The 17,977-nt window shown below is 68.8% G+C and carries 17 protein-coding genes; 10 read left to right on the top strand and 7 right to left on the bottom strand.

Going from position 1 to position 17,977, the window contains the following annotated elements:
- Positions 1-99: 99 nt before the first annotated feature.
- Entirely contained in the window at positions 100-1,212 is a 1,113-nt protein-coding gene (locus tag GF068_RS03035) for a hypothetical protein (protein ID WP_153817759.1), read from the bottom strand.
- A 314-nt stretch (positions 1,213-1,526) separates the two neighbouring features.
- Between GF068_RS03035 and GF068_RS03040 the strand changes: the two genes are divergently transcribed.
- The 3 genes from GF068_RS03040 (at position 1,527) to GF068_RS03050 (ending at position 4,585) form a co-directional block, all read left to right on the top strand.
- The gene (locus GF068_RS03040; RefSeq protein WP_153817760.1) at positions 1,527-2,951 is read left to right on the top strand and encodes a hypothetical protein; all 1,425 of its coding nucleotides are present in this window, start codon (positions 1,527-1,529) and stop codon (positions 2,949-2,951) included.
- A gap of 81 nt (positions 2,952-3,032) precedes the next feature.
- Positions 3,033-3,860: a hypothetical protein gene (locus tag GF068_RS03045; protein ID WP_153817761.1), complete on the top strand. Its 828-nt coding sequence runs from the start codon at positions 3,033-3,035 to the stop codon at positions 3,858-3,860.
- Positions 3,861-4,456: 596 nt separating this feature from the next.
- Entirely contained in the window at positions 4,457-4,585 is a 129-nt protein-coding gene (locus GF068_RS03050) for a sigma factor-like helix-turn-helix DNA-binding protein (protein WP_153817762.1), read from the top strand.
- 57 nt (positions 4,586-4,642) lie between these two features.
- Here GF068_RS03050 and GF068_RS46850 read toward each other — a convergent pair whose 3' ends face one another.
- Both GF068_RS46850 and GF068_RS03060 read right to left on the bottom strand, forming a co-directional pair.
- On the bottom strand, positions 4,643-6,298 hold the full coding sequence (locus GF068_RS46850; RefSeq protein ID WP_153817763.1) for an ATP-binding protein: 1,656 nt from the start codon (positions 6,296-6,298) through the stop codon (positions 4,643-4,645).
- A 74-nt stretch (positions 6,299-6,372) separates the two neighbouring features.
- On the bottom strand, positions 6,373-7,155 hold the full coding sequence (locus GF068_RS03060) for a hypothetical protein (RefSeq protein WP_153817764.1): 783 nt from the start codon (positions 7,153-7,155) through the stop codon (positions 6,373-6,375).
- 582 nt (positions 7,156-7,737) lie between these two features.
- Here GF068_RS03060 and GF068_RS03065 point away from each other — a divergent pair.
- Positions 7,738-7,974, top strand: a complete 237-nt coding sequence (locus tag GF068_RS03065; RefSeq protein ID WP_153817765.1) for a hypothetical protein — start codon at positions 7,738-7,740, stop codon at positions 7,972-7,974.
- A gap of 21 nt (positions 7,975-7,995) precedes the next feature.
- Here GF068_RS03065 and GF068_RS03070 read toward each other — a convergent pair whose 3' ends face one another.
- Positions 7,996-8,823, bottom strand: coding sequence for an ABC transporter substrate-binding protein (locus GF068_RS03070; RefSeq protein WP_153817766.1), 828 nt, complete (start codon positions 8,821-8,823; stop codon positions 7,996-7,998).
- A gap of 141 nt (positions 8,824-8,964) precedes the next feature.
- Here GF068_RS03070 and GF068_RS03075 point away from each other — a divergent pair, with 141 nt between their 5' ends.
- Genes GF068_RS03075 through GF068_RS03085 form a run of 3 tightly spaced genes read left to right on the top strand, consistent with a single transcriptional unit; the run spans position 8,965 to position 12,511 of the window.
- Entirely contained in the window at positions 8,965-10,647 is a 1,683-nt protein-coding gene (locus GF068_RS03075; protein ID WP_153817767.1) for a PQQ-binding-like beta-propeller repeat protein, read from the top strand.
- Between the two features lie 45 nt (positions 10,648-10,692).
- The gene (locus GF068_RS03080) at positions 10,693-11,601 is read left to right on the top strand and encodes a formylglycine-generating enzyme family protein (RefSeq protein ID WP_153817768.1); all 909 of its coding nucleotides are present in this window, start codon (positions 10,693-10,695) and stop codon (positions 11,599-11,601) included.
- Between the two features lie 7 nt (positions 11,602-11,608).
- Entirely contained in the window at positions 11,609-12,511 is a 903-nt protein-coding gene (locus GF068_RS03085) for a metallophosphoesterase family protein (protein ID WP_338046188.1), read from the top strand.
- Positions 12,512-12,585: 74 nt separating this feature from the next.
- Here the strand turns inward: GF068_RS03085 and GF068_RS03090 are convergent, their stop codons facing one another.
- The gene (locus GF068_RS03090; RefSeq protein WP_153817770.1) at positions 12,586-12,804 is read right to left on the bottom strand and encodes a cold-shock protein; all 219 of its coding nucleotides are present in this window, start codon (positions 12,802-12,804) and stop codon (positions 12,586-12,588) included.
- Positions 12,805-13,105: 301 nt separating this feature from the next.
- Here GF068_RS03090 and GF068_RS03095 point away from each other — a divergent pair, with 301 nt between their 5' ends.
- The 3 genes from GF068_RS03095 (at position 13,106) to def (ending at position 16,208) form a co-directional block, all read left to right on the top strand.
- On the top strand, positions 13,106-13,396 hold the full coding sequence (locus tag GF068_RS03095; protein ID WP_153817771.1) for a hypothetical protein: 291 nt from the start codon (positions 13,106-13,108) through the stop codon (positions 13,394-13,396).
- A gap of 39 nt (positions 13,397-13,435) precedes the next feature.
- Positions 13,436-15,568 carry an ATPase, T2SS/T4P/T4SS family gene (locus tag GF068_RS03100; RefSeq protein WP_153817772.1) on the top strand — a complete coding sequence of 711 codons (2,133 nt, stop codon included), beginning with the start codon at positions 13,436-13,438 and terminating at the stop codon, positions 15,566-15,568.
- 136 nt (positions 15,569-15,704) lie between these two features.
- On the top strand, positions 15,705-16,208 hold the full coding sequence (def, locus tag GF068_RS03105; RefSeq protein ID WP_153817773.1) for a peptide deformylase: 504 nt from the start codon (positions 15,705-15,707) through the stop codon (positions 16,206-16,208).
- A 156-nt stretch (positions 16,209-16,364) separates the two neighbouring features.
- Here def and ribD read toward each other — a convergent pair whose 3' ends face one another.
- Positions 16,365-17,495: a bifunctional diaminohydroxyphosphoribosylaminopyrimidine deaminase/5-amino-6-(5-phosphoribosylamino)uracil reductase RibD gene (ribD, locus tag GF068_RS03110; protein ID WP_153817774.1), complete on the bottom strand. Its 1,131-nt coding sequence runs from the start codon at positions 17,493-17,495 to the stop codon at positions 16,365-16,367.
- Positions 17,496-17,512: 17 nt separating this feature from the next.
- Positions 17,513-17,974 (bottom strand): transcriptional regulator NrdR, encoded by a 462-nt coding sequence (gene nrdR / locus GF068_RS03115; protein WP_153817775.1) that lies wholly within the window; start codon positions 17,972-17,974, stop codon positions 17,513-17,515.
- Positions 17,975-17,977 lie beyond the last annotated feature (3 nt).

Here is a 17,977-nt window from a genome sequence, read left to right on the forward strand (position 1 = left end):
AAGGGGGCGGAGGCGGGTCGAGGAGACGGAGAGAGCGTGGGCGAAAGCGCAAACGCCAATACGAGCGCAAACGTACGCGGGAGCTGGATGGGAGGGCGGCTAGAAGAAATAACCCACGGTGAAACGACCGCCGGCGAACTGCGCCTGCCCGCTCGTGGCGGACGGGCCCGGCACGTGCCCTTGCGCGAGGCCGTAGGTGCCCACGGCGCCGAGCACGAGGTTCTGCCGGGCCGTGTAATACACGCCGGCCGACACGCGATGCATGTTCGCGCGCGCCACGTCCCCCATCGAGGCTGCGGCGTTCGAGGTCGAATCCGTGGAGATCATGCTGTGGTCGATGCGATATTCGACCATGGCGCCCACGGGCGCGATCGGCGAGAGATCCACCGAAGCCGCCGTGCCCGCATAAACGGTGTGCGGATACGCGGAGGCGCGGGTCTGTGTGGCATGTCCGCTCATGACACGCGAGACCTCGCCGCCGAGCTCCATCTGCACGCCGACGAATCTGCCGATGTTCTTGGCGGCGCTGAGCGACACGCCGCCGCCGAGCGCGCTCACGTCGACGTTCGACCCCGCGGCGGCCCCCACGGCCCGCGGCTTGCTCGTCTGGCTCGTCTGTTGTGTCGTGACGACGCGTTTGTCGGTGGCGGCGGGGCGCACGCCCATGGCGCGCATCGCGGTGCCATAAGCGCGCACGCTCATGGCGAACCCGGCGTCCTGGTCATTGACGAGCGCGATCTTGAGCGCCGGGCGCGCCTCGACGCCCACGCCGCTGCCGACCTGGAGGGCGCTCTGCGCATTGGTGCCGGCATACCCCATGACGCCGCCGTCGAAGCCGAGGCTCAGGTCGGGCGTCAAGGCGACCCCCACGTTCACGCGCTGCTGGAGGGCGCCGAGGCGCAGGTCGTACGTGGCGGGCGCGCCGGGGGTCGCGATCTCCGGCTTGACCGCGTTTTGCATGAGCAAACCCGCGCCGGTCTCGATACGAACGTGGTTCGTGATGAAGGGGCTCTCGAGCGTGGTGGGCGGCTGGAAGACGAATCCGCCGAGAGCACGCGGATTCGCGAGGGGCGCGGGTTTGGGCTGGGCAGCATTCGCCGTCACCTGCACGCGCGAGGTCTGGGCCGCGGGCTGGGCGTCGCCGGCCATCACGACGGTCGGGATTGTCGGGATCGCCAGGGAGAAAGCGCCCACCATGGCACGCCGGAGCATGCCGCTTTTTTCGTGTTGCCTTTGCATATCGCCGTTCACCTCCAGGTGATTTCATGTGGCTGGAAGCGGGCGGCGGAAGTGTGCAGTGGGAACGTTTCAGAGAATGTTCCACAGGCACGGGCCTCACCCACCCCAACCCTCCCTCTCCACACCGTTCCCGTCCCGGGAGAGGGGCGAGTCCCGAGCGCGCTCCCACCGAAGCGATGTTCCTCCTTGCTCCGTTCCTCCGTCCTGATGGACAATGATCCCCAGGAAGACCGCAGGCTCGCTCACCGCCGCGGAGGGAGGGGCTGCGATGACCGAGGGGGCCGCCCATGCTTCGCCGTGTCTTCGCCGGGTGCTTGTCGCTGCTTCTTCTCGTCGTGCTCACGTCGCCTGCGTATGGGCAAGAATGCAAGCGCAAGACGCCCATCCGATACATCGGCATCTGCGCGCACCCGCACGGCCCGATGCACAACGAGTGGACGTACGATTTCTCGGGTCATCCCGCATTCGGCCCAGCGGCTCGGCAGCTCGTCGCCTGCCACGACGTTTTGCCGCTTTTCGTGTTCGATCCACGGGCGGACCTGAAGAACCGGGGCTTGATGCCGATGAAGTTCCAAGACAAGGCATTGGCTTGCGAGCCGCCGCCGCCGCCCAGGCCCAAACCAGCGCCGCCGTCCGCCCCGGCGCCTGAGATGCCATCCGCTTCAAAGAAAAAAGCGGAGGACGAAAACGGAGGCGGTGACGGTGGCGGTCACGGCAGCGGGGACGATTCCGCCAGCATCGAGGAGCGCGTCGAGAAGTATCGCGTCAGGAGCGAGGAACCGCCGGAGGAGGCGAGGCGACCACCGCCGCCGCAGGGCGTGCTGTCGAAGGAGCCGCAGTTGCCGCGGGAATCGGGGATCCTGAGCAAGGAAGGCGTCTTGCCCTCGCGGGACGAGGTGCGTCCGCCGAGATGCGTGGACGAGCAATGCGCGCTCGTGGATCGCGGCGGCGCATTGCCGGAGATCCAGCATCGGCAGGGGCGACCGCTCGTGAGCGTGGTCTCCTGCAAGCAGACGAAGGAGGGCTGCAAGGGCGGAGACGCGGGCGATGGGACAGGCAAACAAAAGGCGCTGACGCCCCTCGAACGGATGGTCCGCGAGCTCTCGATCGCCTCCGCGATGCTGAATGGCGAGTTCAATCACGACCTCGCGCGCAAGGACGGCAAGCGGTTCGGTATCATCGGCGGCAGCAGCGAGGACGGCGTCGACAGCGCCATCGTCCAGGCCGCGGCGGCGATTGCGCAGGTCGCCTCGGGGGTGCTCGTCGGGCAGGCGGAGAAGTTCGCCAAGAAGCTGGAGGAGGCTTGCGCGAAGAAGGCGCCGCTCATCATCGAGGGGGCCGAGGAGCTGACCAAGGAGACGGCGGAGCTCCTGGCGAAGCAGTACGGGGAGGAGATTACGAGTGCGCTCGCGCAAAACCAGACCATCGCCCCGTACGAGGTGCTGAGCAAGTTCACGGATGGCATGAAGGGGAGGTACGAGGCGCACCACATCCTTGAGAAGGCGATGGCGCGGGACCTGGGGATCACGAAAGAGCTTGACAAGATACCGTCGGTGCTCTTGACGGTGGCGGAGCACCGTCGGTTCAACAAGTTCTTCGCCGCGAATAGATCGAGCGTCCGCGACAAGCTCGACTTGTGGAAGTTATACGAGAAGGCATATGCGGATCATCCCCACTGGCTCGACGCGATCAAGCCGTACTTCGGAAAGTGACATGGGACATCGAGGCACGACATGAGGACCGAGGTTCGCATCATGATCATGAACCGCCGCGTCCCAGGAGGACCACAGACCATGCTCGGTCCTCTTGGCTGCGGTCCTGACGTGGCCGTCTTCGACGAGGTCGCGGATACCACGACCGTCACGCTCGACGAGACGGACGAACGCGTGCCCCGACTCTTGAGCCTCCTCGAGGAGCTCGGCATCGTAGGTTGGTTCGAGTGGCGCTACGACCGCTTCACCGATGACGAGCTCGAAGCCGCGCGCCTGATCGTCATGGACGCCACCGTCCTCCTGGATGGTATTTTCGCGGGGCCGCGGGTGGGGACCAAGTACGACATGTCCGAGGCGTGCAAACTCTGCGGCGCAGGAGCTCGGCAGACGTCGGCGATGGTCGTCGACGGCGAAAGTCTCCACATCCTCGAGGGTAAGCGCGCAATGCACACTTGCTACAACGACATCCTCGTCGACGAAAAGCTGGCCGGCGCGCTCGCGGACAGCGGTGCCACGGGGATTTCCTTCCGGGGTGTCTTCGCGGCGTTCGAAAAGCGGGGCCATTTTCAGCTCCCGTGGCGGCAGCTCTGCGCGACGCACACGCTGCCTCGGATATCGCCGCGTTCGACCGGGATCGAGCCCTACAAGTCATGCTCTTGCGGGCGGAGCAGCTTCACCACGCCGGCCAAGCTCCCCACGCGCCTCGTGTACCGCACGGCGGACATCGCCGATACCCGCGACATCAATGTAACCTGGGAATGGTTCGGCGAGGTGAAGTTCAAAGGCGACGTCTCCGAATCCGTCCTCCCGTACCCCCTCTTCCTCGTCACTCCCAAGGTCTGGCGCATCTTCCGCGACGCTGGCGTCACCGGATTCGATTGGCTCCCGATCCGGGTCGTCGACGAGTAGAGGCCACGACGCACGTGCCTTCACCCGCGCCCCGGGCCCACGACCCTGCCAACCAAGACAGCCGCGCTGCTGGTTCTGCTGGCGACCCGGCCTCTTCGCGGGCCTGTTTGAAAAACTGCGCGGAGCGCAGTTTTTCAACCCCCGGTCCAGGGCTTGCCCTGGCGCGGGTCGAGGGGCGCGTAGCCCCCGCGGGGTCCGGGGCAGCGCCCCGGCTCTGCGCCTGCCAGATGAGACCAATGCTCAGGCTGTGCGGAGAGGGGGTTGGGGGGTGACGCTCCGCCGACGAACCAATCCCCCCATTTCACGGTTGCTTTCCTCCCCAATCCATGAGACAAAACAAGCGACGCCAGCCGGTGCAACGAACACCGACCGGCGCCTGACCCACAACCCCGACGTCCCCGGAGTCATGAGCTAATGACAACGCTACACCTGCGCCCGCCGCCGGCAAACTTTTCTGCATCACACGCCCTGCTCGGCCGCCTTTACCTCGAACATCGCAGCTTCCTCCGCCGCCTGGTCACGCCGGAGCATGCTCGTCCGTGGCTCGTGGTGATCGGGCTCAACCGTGCGCGAAGAGCCGGCCGCGCATTCGGGCCGTGCTGGTTCCCTACCTGGAGGGGCATTCGGTCCGGGAGATCGCCGAGACGCTCGGCCTGAAGCTGAAGACCGTCTACGCCCGCGTGCGACTCGCCCGGGAGCGCTTGAAGATGCTCGCGCCTGCGTGATCTCCGGATTCACGCACACGCGCCTCCACCGCAAGCTTTCACGGCCGCCTCAATGGATCATACATCCGGACTCATGGGCGCCTCGCGGTCGAATGGCAGCCGCATCGTGAACGACGTCCCACGTCCGGGGGCGCTTTCCACGTCGACGCTCCCGCCGTGGGCCTCCGCGACGCCGCGGACGATGGCCAGCCCGAGCCCCCAGCCGCCCGGCGCCGCGTGCTCGTGGCGAGCGCGGGTGAAGGGCTCGAACAGCCTGGCCTGTTCGTCCACGGGGATGGGCGGGCCCTCGTTGTGGACCTCCACCTCGACGTGATCCGGCAGTGATCGCACGGTGAACCGCACCGGGCCCCCCGCCGAACCATATTTCAGCGCGTTGGACGCGAGGTTCCAGAAGGCTCGCCGGAGCTCCTCCCGGCCCCAGCTCCCCGTCGTGGGCCCCTCGGGCGTGGTGAGCACGAGCCGGTCGCCGTGCTGCTGGGAGAGCTCGGCGAAGAGCTCTCTCACGATATCGAGGATATCGCAGCGCTCGCGCGAGAGCGGCAGGCGCTCGCCGGCGCGGATACGTTGCACGTCGAGCAGGTCGCTCACCATACGATCGGCTCGGGTCAAGCTACGAAGGGCGATCGACGCCCAGTGGCGCGCCCTGGCCTCGTCCGTCGAGCGTTCGAGCATTTGCGCCGCCACGCGGGCCGCAGAGAGGGGCCCACGGAGGTCGTGCACGAGGATCGACGAGAAGACGTCCCGCATTTTCTGCTCCTCGTTCAGCTCCGCGATCCGGTCCTCGAGCTGGCGGTAAAGCTCCACATTCTCGATGAGGAGCCCGAGGTGCTCGGCGATCGCCTCGATCCTCCCTTTTTCCCGCGCCGAGAAAGAACGATACGCGCGCAAGCCGACGTACATCACGCCGATGAGGGCATGATGGATGGGGATCCGGACGCCGAGCAGCGAGTGGATTCCGCTGCGGCGGAGGGTGTCGGTGACGTCGAGATCGGTCGTCTCGGCGTCGAAGATCGTGGTCGTCTCGCCCCGGGTCGCGATCATCCCGGCGAAGGAGGAGGGCGTGACGGCGCGCGCGTATTGCGCGACGCGCTCGTCGGCGAGCCCCGCGGACGCGGTCATCACGAGCTCGTGGCTGGTGGGCTCGTAAAGCAGAATGGCCGCCGTGGCCGCGTCCAGCGCCTCCATGACGAGCGGCATGGCAGCTTCGAGCCGGTGGGCCAATGTCGGGGGCGCGCCGCCCTCGTGGGGCTTCCGCTCCATGAAGGCCTGCCGTATGAGCCTGAAAAACCGTTTCTCCGATTGTGCGTCGTCGAGGAGGTGCCGGACGAACATGTCGGACACGAGCACGGTCGAAGCGCGGATGACCTCGAGGACTCCCTCGATCTGCTGTGCGTCGAAGCGCTCCTCGGGCGGAGCGGCTGCCCACACCTGGAAGATGCAGCGCCCGAGGAGCGCGAACTCGCTCTGGACCTCGGCGAGGTCGAAGCCGTGGCGGAGCCGGGAGGCGACGTGGCTCTCCACGAGCTCGACCTGGCGGCGGCGATCCGGAGCCGCCCCGCAAGGCGCGGCCAGCGACCCGAGGTATGCCGGCATGATGTTCATCAGCTCGGGCTGCGAGAGCCCACGCGCAGACGCCGCCCTCTGCGCCTCCTCGGCCCAGCGCTCGAGGATGCGGGCACCCTGCGTCTCGATGATGTGCTCGATCGTGGGCACAGCCCCCCCTCACGCTCACCCCATAGCACAGAGGGCGCGAGGCGGGGGCTGCCGAGCCCGCTCCCCGCTACCGCTCAGCCCGTCGTCTCCTCCGCGGGGCTCTCCTGCTTCTCATTCCCCTTCCGCGTCGCCCGCGCCGCCGCCTCGGCCCGCAGCTTCGCCATTGCATCGAGCAGCGGCGCGAGCAGCACCTTCCCCTCCTGGATCTTCGCCGTCTCCGACCGCTTCGCCCGGCTCGACACATACCGCCGGAGCCGCACCATCAGCTCCACCCAATCCGTCTCCGCGTCGCGGCCACCGCCGACGTGCGTACGCTTGTCCGTGCGCGCCTTCTCCACCTCGGCGAGCAACGCGTCGCTCTTGTCGAGCGCCGTCTCCCATTTCTCCAGCCATACCGAAGGCAATTCGATGGCCGTGAGCGTCGCCGCGTGCTCCGGGGACCGGAGGATCACCAATGCATCCCGGCAGATCCGATTCTCGTCGGCGATGGGATCGTCCACGTGCGCGAGGCCATCGGGGAATGCGGCCTGGTGGACGGCGGCGGCCTGGAGCGCGAAGGGGCTCGTACGGCGGCGCGCCTCGATGTCGATGTAACTCTCGATATGGCGATACCAGGTATCGACCGCGTCGTCCGCGCTGGCGAGCTGCGCGAGCCGCGCCGTGCGCTCCGCCTCCGCGAGCACGTTCCCCGTGACGTGCGCGTCGAGCTCGTCGACGACCTCCGCGCATTCGTCGATATACGCGTCGAGCGCAGGCTCCGGGGGGCCTTTCACGGCGCGCGCGGTGAGGTTGTCCTTGAGCTTCTTGGCGATGTCGCGCTTCTCGGCGCGCGGGATCTGATTCAAGCTGACGCCCATGTCTCCTCGTGGCTCCCCCCCATGTCTGCCAGCGAGCGTAACATCCTCACGTGTCGCAGGGAAGGAAACACACGAGTTCGACGAGGTACGAGGTTGGAACGTCCCTGGCTGCGTCATCGTCGAGCGACGAGGACGTCGGAGACGTCCTGCGATGCGTCATCGTCGAGCTAGAAGCAAAAGGGGAACGTCTCCCTCGGTCTCCCAGCGAGGCGAGGAGGACATGGGGGACGTCTCGGGCGGCTTCGTAGGCAACCTATGAGCCCCGCGCGAAGATTTTGCGGCGCGTCATAGTGAAGCTAGAAGGGAGCGGGGAACGTTCCCCGCTGCGTCATAGTGAAACGAGGGGAAGGGAGGGAAGGTCGCCAGCGGCTTCCTCTTCGAAGGAGGAGGTGGAAGGGAACGTTTCGAGCTCGTTCCCAGCGCGGCGAGGTCCTCCCTTGCTCCGTTCCTTCCTCCTGATGGACAATGATCCGCAGGAAGATCGCGGGCCCGCTCACCGCCGCGGGGGTGACGAGGCGTGGCTGCGCTCACTGAAGGGCCTGGGCGCATGACCTTGGCCCCATGCTGGTGGGAGGAACGACAATGAGCAGTGGTCATCCGAACTTTTTGCCCGACGAGACACTGAAGACGCTGGAGCGCATTGCAGAGAAATATGATGAAGGTTCGCCCGAACGTGCGGCGCTCGAGGTCGCCGCCAAGGGACTGTTGTTCATACATGCTGCCGAACATGGCAATACATTTGTCGAATACCTCGAACAGTTCGACGCCGATCTCACGGAGGAGCAGCGTCGGCACCTGACGAGAATGGGTCTCCGCTAGAATCCCCCGTCGACGAATGAGCTACCTCGCCCCCGGCGTGAACAGCGGCTCCCCCGTCGCCTTCACGCCAAACGCCCCGATCCTCGCCCGCCCCTCCTCCGACCGGAGAAACTCTGCAAACGCGCGCGCCCCCTCCGCGTTCGCCGCCGCGCCCGCCTTCGGCTCGATCACCGCGTACGTGTTCCGCAATGCGGGATCCCCCTGGTACACGATCACGAGCTTCAGATCCCCCTGCTTCGCCCGGAACGTCGCCCGGTCGCTCAGCGTGAAGGCCCCCTCGTCCGACGCGCGCTCCAGCGTCTCGCCCATCCCCGCGTTCGCACGCACGAGGAATGCGCCATTCGTGGCGATCCCCGCGGCCTTCCATAACGCCATTTCGTGCTGGTTCGTCCCGGAGTCGTCCCCCCGCGACACGAACGAGCGGCCCGAGGACACGATGCGGCGCATCGCCTCCACGATGTCGCCCGCGCCCGCCACGACGCCGACCTGATCCAGAGGACCCACGAGGACGAATTCGTTGTGCATGAACGGGCTCCGGCGACCGACCTCGCCCGCCGCCACCGCCGCCTCCTCCAGGGCCGGCGCGTGCGTGATCGCCACGTCCGCCTCGCCGTCCCGGAGCGCCCGGAGCGCCTTGCCCGAACCGAGCGCCCGAGCCTCGACGCGATAACCCGTCTTCGCCTCGAACGCAGGCAAGAGCTCGTCGAGCAGGCCCGCGTCCTTCAGGCTCGTCGTCGTCGCGAGCCGGAGCGCGCGCCCGCCCGCAGGCGGCTTGCTGCACGAGAGGCCCACGAGCGCGAGCAGAAGGACGGACAGGAGCGAGGCGAAGGCGCGGCGTGACGCGTGCATGACGGGGAGGTTACCGCGCGCTTCCGCCCTCGTCACCCTTTTGCTGCCCGTACGGCACCAGCGAGACGGTTTATTGCTTTCCGCCGGGCCTCATCGTTCTCGATTCCATTGCGCCATTCATTCGATCTATCGTGATCTTTCATGAGCACCTCTCGTCTTGCTGCCATCTCGCTCCTCTTCGGCGTGCTCGCGGCGTACGGCTGCGGGGAGGAGGAATCGATCACCGAAACCACGCTCGGGGCCGGCGGCGGAGGCGGCAGCGCTAGCGGAAGCGAAGGCGGCGGCGCGAGCGGGAGCGGAGGCGTCAGCAGCGACGGCGGCAGCGGCGGCGGCGCGGCTGCGTGTGTGCCACTCGCGACGGAGGTTTGTTATGGCGGGCCCGCCGGCACGGAGGGCGTCGGGGTTTGCAAGGGCGGGACGCGTACGTGTAACGCCGAGGGGACGGGCTTCGGGCCGTGCGAGGGCGCGGTCGTGCCCTCGCCCGAGGACTGCGCCACGAGCGAGGACGAGGATTGTGACGGCGCGACCCCGACGTGCGGGAGCGACAACCTCTGGAGCCGGCGCTTCGGCGCAGGCGAGGGCCTCGGGCTCGTCGCGGGCAGCGGCGGGCATCCGATCGTGGTCGGCCGTTTCCCGGGCAGCCTGAGCTTCGGGGGAAACACGCTGCAGAGCTCGGGCGGCTACGACGCGTTCATCGCGAAGCTCGACGGCGCATCGGGCGAGCACCTCTGGAGCCGCAGGCTCGGCGGCGCCGAGGACCAGGCCGCCTGGAGCGTCGCCGAAGACCCCCAGGGCAACGTGATCGTGGTCGGCGAGTTCCTCGGGCAAATGAGCGTCGGCGGCGGAAACTCGCTCCAGAGCGAGGGCGGCTTCGACATCTTCGTCGCGAAATACGACGGCGAGGACGGCGAGCACCTCTGGAGCCGGCGCTACGGCAACAGCGAGGACCAGGTCGCCCGCGGCGTCGCCGTCTCGAAGACGGGCGAGATCCTGGTGATCGGGAGCTTCTCGGGCGGCGTCGATTTCGGCACGGGCACGATGGAGAGCGCCGGCAGCTTCGACATGTTCGTGCTGACGCTCGACGGCAGCGGCAACACGATCCGCGCCCAGCGATACGGGGACGGCGAGGACCAAAACGGCCGCGCCATCGCGGTCGACACGAGCGGGAGCCCGGTGATCACCGGCGATTTCCGCGGCGAGATGGAGTTCGGCGGGACCACGCTCACGAGCGCGGGCGGGTTCGACCTGTTCGTCGCGCGCCTCGATCCCGCGGGGGGCGTCGTTTACGCGAATCGATACGGCGACAACGATCCACAACGCGGCTACGCGGTCCGCGTCAACGCCATGGGAAACGCGGTCGTGAGCGGGATCGTGCGGGGCAACGTGGATTTCGGCGGAGGACCCCTCACGGCGCAGAACCTCGACGTCTTCCTGCTCGAGCTCTCCCCGAACGGCGGCCACCTGAAGAGCCGCATCATGGGCGGCTCGAAGGCCGACAGCGCGGGCGGCGTGGCGATCGGCGCCGGAGGGCGCTTCGTCGTCGCGGGCGGATACGTGAAGGACGCGAAATTCGGCGCGATCCAGCTCGACGCGCCGGGAGGAGCGTCCTCGTCGAACGCGTTCCTCGCGCGATTCGATACGTCCGGGAACGTCCTCTCGGCCTTGGGGTACGGCGACAAGGACGATCAGACGATGACCGCGGTCTCCACCGACGCCGCCGGGCGGATCTTCGTCGCCGCGCAGGTCGGTGGTATGGTGGATTTCGGGCTGGGCCCGCTCTGGGGCGGCCCGGCGGAGCTCGTGCTGGCCAAGCTCGCGCCCTGATTGTCCCGCGGCCCCTCGGCCGTTCCAGTGCTACGCCTCCTTTTGATGCGCCCCGCGACGGTGGTTGCCCTCGCGCTCCTCGTGCTCGCCCCTTCCGCCGGGGCCCGAGGGGCTCCGCCTCGGCCGGAGGCGCCCGCCGCCCCCGCGGCGGAGGTGAACACGAGAGGCGGCATCGTCACGCTGCAGATCCCGGCGCCCGAGGCGCTCCTGCTCCGCGAGGGCACGTTCACCATGGGCTCGTCGCCCTCGGAGGTCGCCCACGCGCAGAGCCTCTGCGCCCTCGAGCCCATGGGCCGCGAGTGCCCCGAGCAGGTCTTCGCCGACGAGTACCCGCCGCACGAGGTGTACCTCTCGGACGTGTGGATCGATCGGACCGAGGTGACGGTCGCGCGTTATCGCCGCTGCGTGGCCGCGGGCCATTGCCTGGAGCCGCCGTACGCCTCGGGCGCGGCGCGCTTCGATCGGCCGGAGCTGCCGGTGGTGATGGTGACGTGGAACGACGCGGCGGCCTTCTGCGCGTGGACGGGCGGGCGGCTGCCGACCGAGGCGGAATGGGAGCGGGCAGCGCGAGGCACGCGGGGCCGGCGGTATCCGTGGGGCAACCTCTGGAACGGCTCGATCGTGAACCACGGCAAGCTCTCCTGGGACGAGCTCGATCCCACCGACGGCTTCCTCGAGCTCGCGCCCGTGAGCTCGTTCCCGGACGGCCGGACCCCGGACGGCTTCGCCGACATGGCGGGCAACGTGGAGGAGTGGGTGGCGGACTACTACGCGCCTCGGTACCAGGAGGGCAGCGTGATGAACCCGCGGGGCCCGACGCAAGGTGAGGAGCGGGTCCTGCGAGGCGGCGGTTACGTGCACGGGCGGCCGTTTTTGCGGGCGGCGTCGCGGCAGCACGACTTGCCTTCCATGCGGCGGCCGTGGCGTGGCTTTCGGTGCGCGCGGGATGCATAGTGGGCGCGTGAAGATCGCCCACCTCTCGGATCTGCACCTGCTCTCGCTCGAGGGCGCGGTGCCGATGCGCCTCTTCAACAAGCGCCTCACGGGTTACGTGAACCTGCGCTTCCACCGCAAGTCGATCCACAAGCCCTTCGCCGTGGAGGCCGCGGCCGCGGAGATCCGGAAGCTCGGCGTGGACCACGTGGTCATCACGGGCGACGTCACGAACCTCGCGCTGGAGGTCGAGTTCGAGCTCGTGAAGAAGCTCGTCGAAGAGGGCCTCGGCTTCTCGCCGGACCAGATCAGCATGGTCCCGGGCAACCACGACACCTACACGCGCGGCGCCTTCCGATCGAAGCGCTTCCTCCGCTACTTCGAGCCCTACCTGAAGAGTGATCTGCCCGAGATCCCGGGCCCCTTCCCCTTCGTCCGCCTGCGCGGCCCGGTGGCGCTGATCGGCCTGTCGACCGCCGTGCCGAGGCCCCCGCTCGTCGCCGCCGGCGCGCTGCGGCCCAAGCAGCTCGACGCGCTCTCGCGCGCGCTCTCCCACCCCGAGGTGCGCGCGCGTACGCCGATCCTGCTGCAGCACCACCCGTGGCACAACCCGCCGCGGCTCGCGAAGACGCTGCTCGAAGGGCTCTACGACGCAAAGGAGGAGGCGGAGCTCCTGCGCGGCGTCGAGCGAGGTCTGCTGCTGCACGGCCACCTGCACCGCCGGATCCACCGGACGTTGCCGACGGCCCGAGGCCACATCGACGCGGTCGGCGCGACGAGCGCGTCGCTGCTGCACGAGAGCGACGAGCGGATGGCGGGCTTCAACCTGTACGAGATCAACGACACCTCGGGGGCGATCGAGGCGATCACCTCGCGCAAGCTCGACCCCGCGACGAAGACGTTCCGCGAGGTGCCGATCCCGAAGGGCTGAGCACAAAACGAACCCGGCGCCTGCGGACGGGTTCTCCCTCCGAGGCGCCGGGATCTCGTCTCGATCCGCTCAGCTCAGCTCGCGGCGGCCATACGCGTCACGTTGATCGCCTGCAGGCCCTTGGGGCCTTCCTTGATCTCGAACTCGACCGTCTCGTCCTCGAAGAGGCGCTTCCGACCGGCGTCCGGTTGCTGGATCTGCGAGTAGTGGACGAAGACGTCAGGGCCCGTGTCCTGCTTGATGAAACCCCAGCCCTTCTCGTCGTTGAACCACTTGACTTTGCCTACTGCCATAACTCCTCCACTTCACCTGCTCGCTCGCCGATCGCCGTCGATCCCCATGATTTTCGCGCGTCTCCAGCGCACGCGCCCCCGGTCGAGCGGCGCCAAGGTAGACGTCCGCTCGTCCGACCGTCAAGCGGAGCGCCGCCTCACGCCGAGCCCCACCGCGCACCTCCACGCGCTGCGAAAATGAAAACGCGCCCCGCGCGACGCACGTGCGTAGAGGTGTTCGCTTCCAGAAAAAATCATGACGAGGAAATGACCGAAAATCGGCGCGACCGACTTCGGCACGACCATCGCAAGGGGCCACCACATGGAGTTCCCCACCCCCAAAGCCGAGCTCACGAGCGCCCCTCCCGAGGTGATCCGTGACGCGGCGCAGCGGCCCCGCCCTTATGCACACGCCTCCCGCGATCCGCGGGCGCTGCGCATCCTGGCGAAGACCATCTACCGCGAAATGCGCCAGGGAGGTCTCGCCGAAGAGGACGTGATGTCGGTCGCCGGCGAGCTCCTCAGCCTCGTCGCGGGCGACATGAAGGACCGCCGCGAAAATAACGATCCCGCCACGATCCCGCCTCCCTCCCCGCCCCGCGTGACGCGCTGATCCAAAGCCCACGCGCGCGATCGTCCCCTCTTCGTTGACATGCTCGCCGGGGCTTGCTCGTATTGCCGGGCGTGGCCCGGGCCGATCCCGCAAGGCCGCCCGAGCGGAATGATTTTCTCGGTCATCATCAGCGAGAAGGGCGGCGCCGAGCGCCGTGAATCCTTCGAGCGCGCGGAGATCAACATCGGCCGCGTGCAAGGCAACGAGCTCATGTTGCCCAAGGGCAACGTGTCGAAGCGGCACGCGCGTATCGTCCTCCGCGACGGCCGCTTCATCGTCACCGACCTGAAGAGCACGAACGGCACGTACGTCAACGGCCGCAAGATCGGGCAGCCGACGCTCGTCCGCGAAGGCGACAAGATCTACATCGGCGACTTCGTCCTGCGCGTCGAGGCAGGCCCAGGCGCGCAGATGGCCCTCGGGCGCGTGCCGAGCGGCGAGTTCAACGCCGTCCCCGACATCGGCGCGCTCGACGGCCCCCTCTCGTCCCCAGGCGGCCCGCCCTCGGTCGCCCAGGCCAAACCCCGCGACGGCATGCTCACCGGCGAAAACGCAGCCGACGTGGTGAGCCACTTCCCGCTGGAGAACGATCCCGACGAAGCGCCCGTCCCCGTGCCCGCGCCGCCGCGCGTACCACGTCCGACCCAGAGCACGAAGCCGAGCGGCTCGATGCTCTCGCCGACCGCCCTCTCACCCCTGCCGCCCCACGCGCACACCGCAGGCGGTCCGCCGACGCTCAGCGCAGGCCACAGGCCCACCGCAGCGTCGAGCATCCCCGCGCCGCCGCAGAGCCCGTTCCCGCCCGCCTTCGGTCAAGCATTCCCGCCGAGGCACGCGGTCCCGCCCGGCCCGACCGCCGTGCCGCCGTCCCCGGTGAACCGCACGAACTCGGAGCCCGCGCCAGGTCCGTCGACGCAGCACCGCGCAGCGCTCGCGACCCTCGTCGAGCGCGTGGCCGAGAGCCTGGACCTCGCCCCGCTCGCCGCAGGCGCGCCGCTCGAGGCGGCGTTCACGACGAAGATCGCGGGTGCGATCGAGGAGCGCGCCGCGGCGATGAAGGTCGCGGGCCTCGTGCCCGAAGGCGTAGGCGTGGAGCAGCTCGTGCAAGAAGCGCGACGCGAGCTCATCGAGCTCGGCGCGATCGGCCCGCTGCTCGCCGACGACGACGTGGTGGAGATCCACGCGCAAGGGAGCAGCCGCCTCGTCGCGTTCCGCAAGAGCCGCAAGCAGCCGACAGGAGAGATGCCGTTCACGAGCGAGGAGGCCGGCGCGCGCGTGTTGCGTCGACTCGCGAAGCGCGCAGGCGCAGAGCTCGACGCACCCGGCGCGGTGGATCTGTGCGCGCCGGACGGCTCGCGGCTGCTCGGCGCGCTGCCCGCGGCAGGCGCGAAGGGTCTCGTGGTGGTGCTGCGCAAGCCGCAGCGGATCGAGGCGAGCACGCTGGAAGATCTCGTGCGCGCGGGGCTGCTCTCGCGAGCCGTGGCGACGCTGCTGTCGCAAGGAACGGCGTGCCGCGCGAACGTGCTGGTGGCAGGGCCGACGGGCTCGGGGCACGGCTCGCTCGTCGCAGCACTCGCGCAAGGCTTCGGCCCGGAGGAGCGCGTCGTCTCGCTGCAAGACGACGACGAGATCCCGGTGCAACACGCGAACGTGTTGTTGATCCCGCTCGGCCCGAGCGCAGACGCAGCAGCCGGCGCGACGCGTGTCGCCGCGCGCATGCGCCCGGATCGGATCGTGATCGGCGCGCTCGCCGGAGCCACGGCCTCGGAGCTGATCGGCGCCCTCGGCGAAGGCGCGAGCAGCGTGCTCGCAGCAGCACGCGCGCCGACGCTGCGTCACGCCCTCGCGCGGCTGACAGCGGACCTCGTGTCAGCCCGGCCAGGCACGACGGTGGAAGCCGCCCGCGAGGCGCTGGCGAGCACCTTCGACCTGGCGCTGGAAGTCGCCCGCCTCCGCGACGGACGAGCACGCCTCATGCGCGTCGCAGACCTACGTGTGGAAGCCGGCGCCCTCGTGGCCCGAGACATCTTCACGTTCACCATCGAGCGGACCGCCGCAGGCGGCGCGATCGAGGGAAGCCTGCACGCGACCGGCGCAATCCCGGCCATCGCGGAGGACCTGGCAGCGCGGGGCACGCCGGTCGATCCGGCAATCTTCCGGCGCGCGAAGTAAAAGCAGCCCCAGGCGAGCGCGTCTCGACGTTGCTCGGCAGGACGAAGAGGTCCGACTAAGCTATCCTGATGCAAGCTGTCCTGCCGACGTGACGTCACGGCAGCGTGGGTTCCGAAGGCAGACCCAAGAAGCGAACATGGCCATCCGCACCATCCTGCACTATCCCGACCCCCGCCTCCGCCAGAAGGCCCAGCCCGTCGAGCGCATCACGCCCGAGATCGAGCGGCTCATCGACGACATGGCCGAGACCATGTACGCAGCGCCGGGCGTGGGCCTCGCAGCCACGCAGATCGGCGAGGCACACCGGATCTTCATCATCGACATCGCCGCCGAAGACGAGCCAAGCAACCTGATGGTCTTCATCAACCCGGAAATCCTGTCGAAGACAGGCGAAGAGGTAGGCCCCGAAGGCTGCCTGTCGTTCCCGGGCGTGAGCGAGGACATCAAGCGCGCGACAGCGCTCCGCGTGCGCGCCCAAGGCCGCGACGGCAAGACCTTCGAACTCGCCGCCGACGGCCTGCTCGCCGTGGCCATCCAGCACGAGCACGATCACCTCGACGGCGTGTTGATGATCGACCGCGTAGGCATGCTCAAGAAGCGCATCATCCAGCGCAAGATGCAGAAGCACGCCGCAAGCTGAAGCGTGGCGCTGGGGCGCTGCCCCAGGCCCCGGCAGGGGCTGTCCGCCCCTGCACCCGGACCAGGCACGGCCTGGACCGAAGGTGGATGAACTGCGCGATGCGCAGTTCGTCCAGCGGGCACGAGGCAAGACCACACCCGTGGCGCCAGCGGACGCTCAGCGCGGGAACGCGAGCGGACCGCTGACGTAGGCGTCGCGGCCGCAGAGGGCCCAGCGAGGATCGACGATGCGCGGCGCCTCGCTTGGCGTGTCGGGGCCGGCCCAGTCGACGGCACCGGGGCGGCCGCGCGGGCCGAGAAGGATGGGCGCGATGAACGCGTGGAGCTCGTCGGCCAGGCGTGCGGCGAGCAGGCTGCCCGCGAGCTCTGCGCCACCCTCGACGAGGATCGAGACCACGCCTTGTGCTGCCAGGATGCGCAGCGCCGCCGACACCTCCACCCGGCCCTCGGCCGAGTTCGGCACGCGGAGCACCACGCAACCTGCGTCGACGAGCGCCTGCTCGTTTGCGCCTGGCGCGTCCTCGCCCGTGAGCACCCAGGTCGGCACCTCACGTGCTGTTTGCACGAGCCGGCTGTGCAGCGGCAGGCGCAGGTGGGTGTCGAAGACGGCGCGGGTCGGGCATCGACCCTGCTCGGCGAGCCCGGGCGTGCGCACCGTGAGGCGCGGGTCGTCGGCGAGGGCCGTGCCGATGCCGACGCCGACCACGTCGTGCTGCGCGCGGAGCTCCTGAACCTTGGCTCGCGCCTCGGGGCCCGTGACCCACTTCGAGGAGCCGCTCCGGGTCGCGATGCGCCCGTCGAGCGAGAGCGCGAGCTTGAGCGACACGTAGGGCATGCCTGTCGTGATGAACTTTGCCCATGGCGCGATGAGCGCGCGCGCCTCGGCGCCGGCGACGCCCACGTCGACAGTCAGGCCTGCCTCGGTGAGGCGCGCGGCGCCTCCGCCGTCGACGTTCGGGTTGGGATCGAGGCAACCGATGACCACGCGGCGGACGCCCGAGCGCAGGATGGTGTCCACGCAGGGCGGCGTGCGTCCGTGGTGGTTGCAGGGCTCGAGTGTGACGAAGATCGTGCCGTTTCGCGCGGCGTCACCGGCGCGGCGCAGGGCGACGACCTCGGCGTGCTCTTCCCCTGCGCGGACGTGGTAGGCCGCTGCGACCACCTCACCCGCTTCGTTCACGACGACGGCCCCGACCGGCGGATTCGGCGAGGGCTGGGACTTCCTCGCCTCCTCGAGCGCGAGGCGCATCGTGGCGAGATCAAAATCGGATTCGGAGGCAGTCGTCATGGGTCAGCCCGGATCTACTAGGGGCCCTTCGCCTTCACAAGCTTACCAAGCTCGCGGAGGAACTCGTCCACGTCTCGGAAGGAGCGGTAGACGCTGGCGAACCGGACGTAGGCGACCTCGTCGAGGTCGCGGAGGTGGTTCATGACGCGCTCGCCGAGCTCGGCGCTCGTCACCTCGCGCTTCTCCGACTCCTGCACCTCGCGCTCGATCGCGTCCACCACGACCTCCAGCCTGTCCACCGAGACCGGCCGCTTGTTGCAGGCGGTCCGGAGTCCACGCATCAGCTTGGCTCGATCGAAGGGTTCGCGCCGGCCGTCTTTTTTCACGACGGTCGGCAGGACGTCCTCGACACGCTCGTATGTCGTGAACCGACGACTGCAAGCGGCGCACTCGCGGCGCCGCCGAACGACGTCACCCGAGCCGGGGGCGCGGGACTCGACGACCTTGTCCTCGAGATGCCCGCAGAACGGGCACCTCATCGA

The sequence above is a fragment of the Polyangium spumosum genome (genome assembly GCF_009649845.1).
GTDB lineage: Bacteria > Myxococcota_A > Polyangia > Polyangiales > Polyangiaceae > Polyangium > Polyangium spumosum.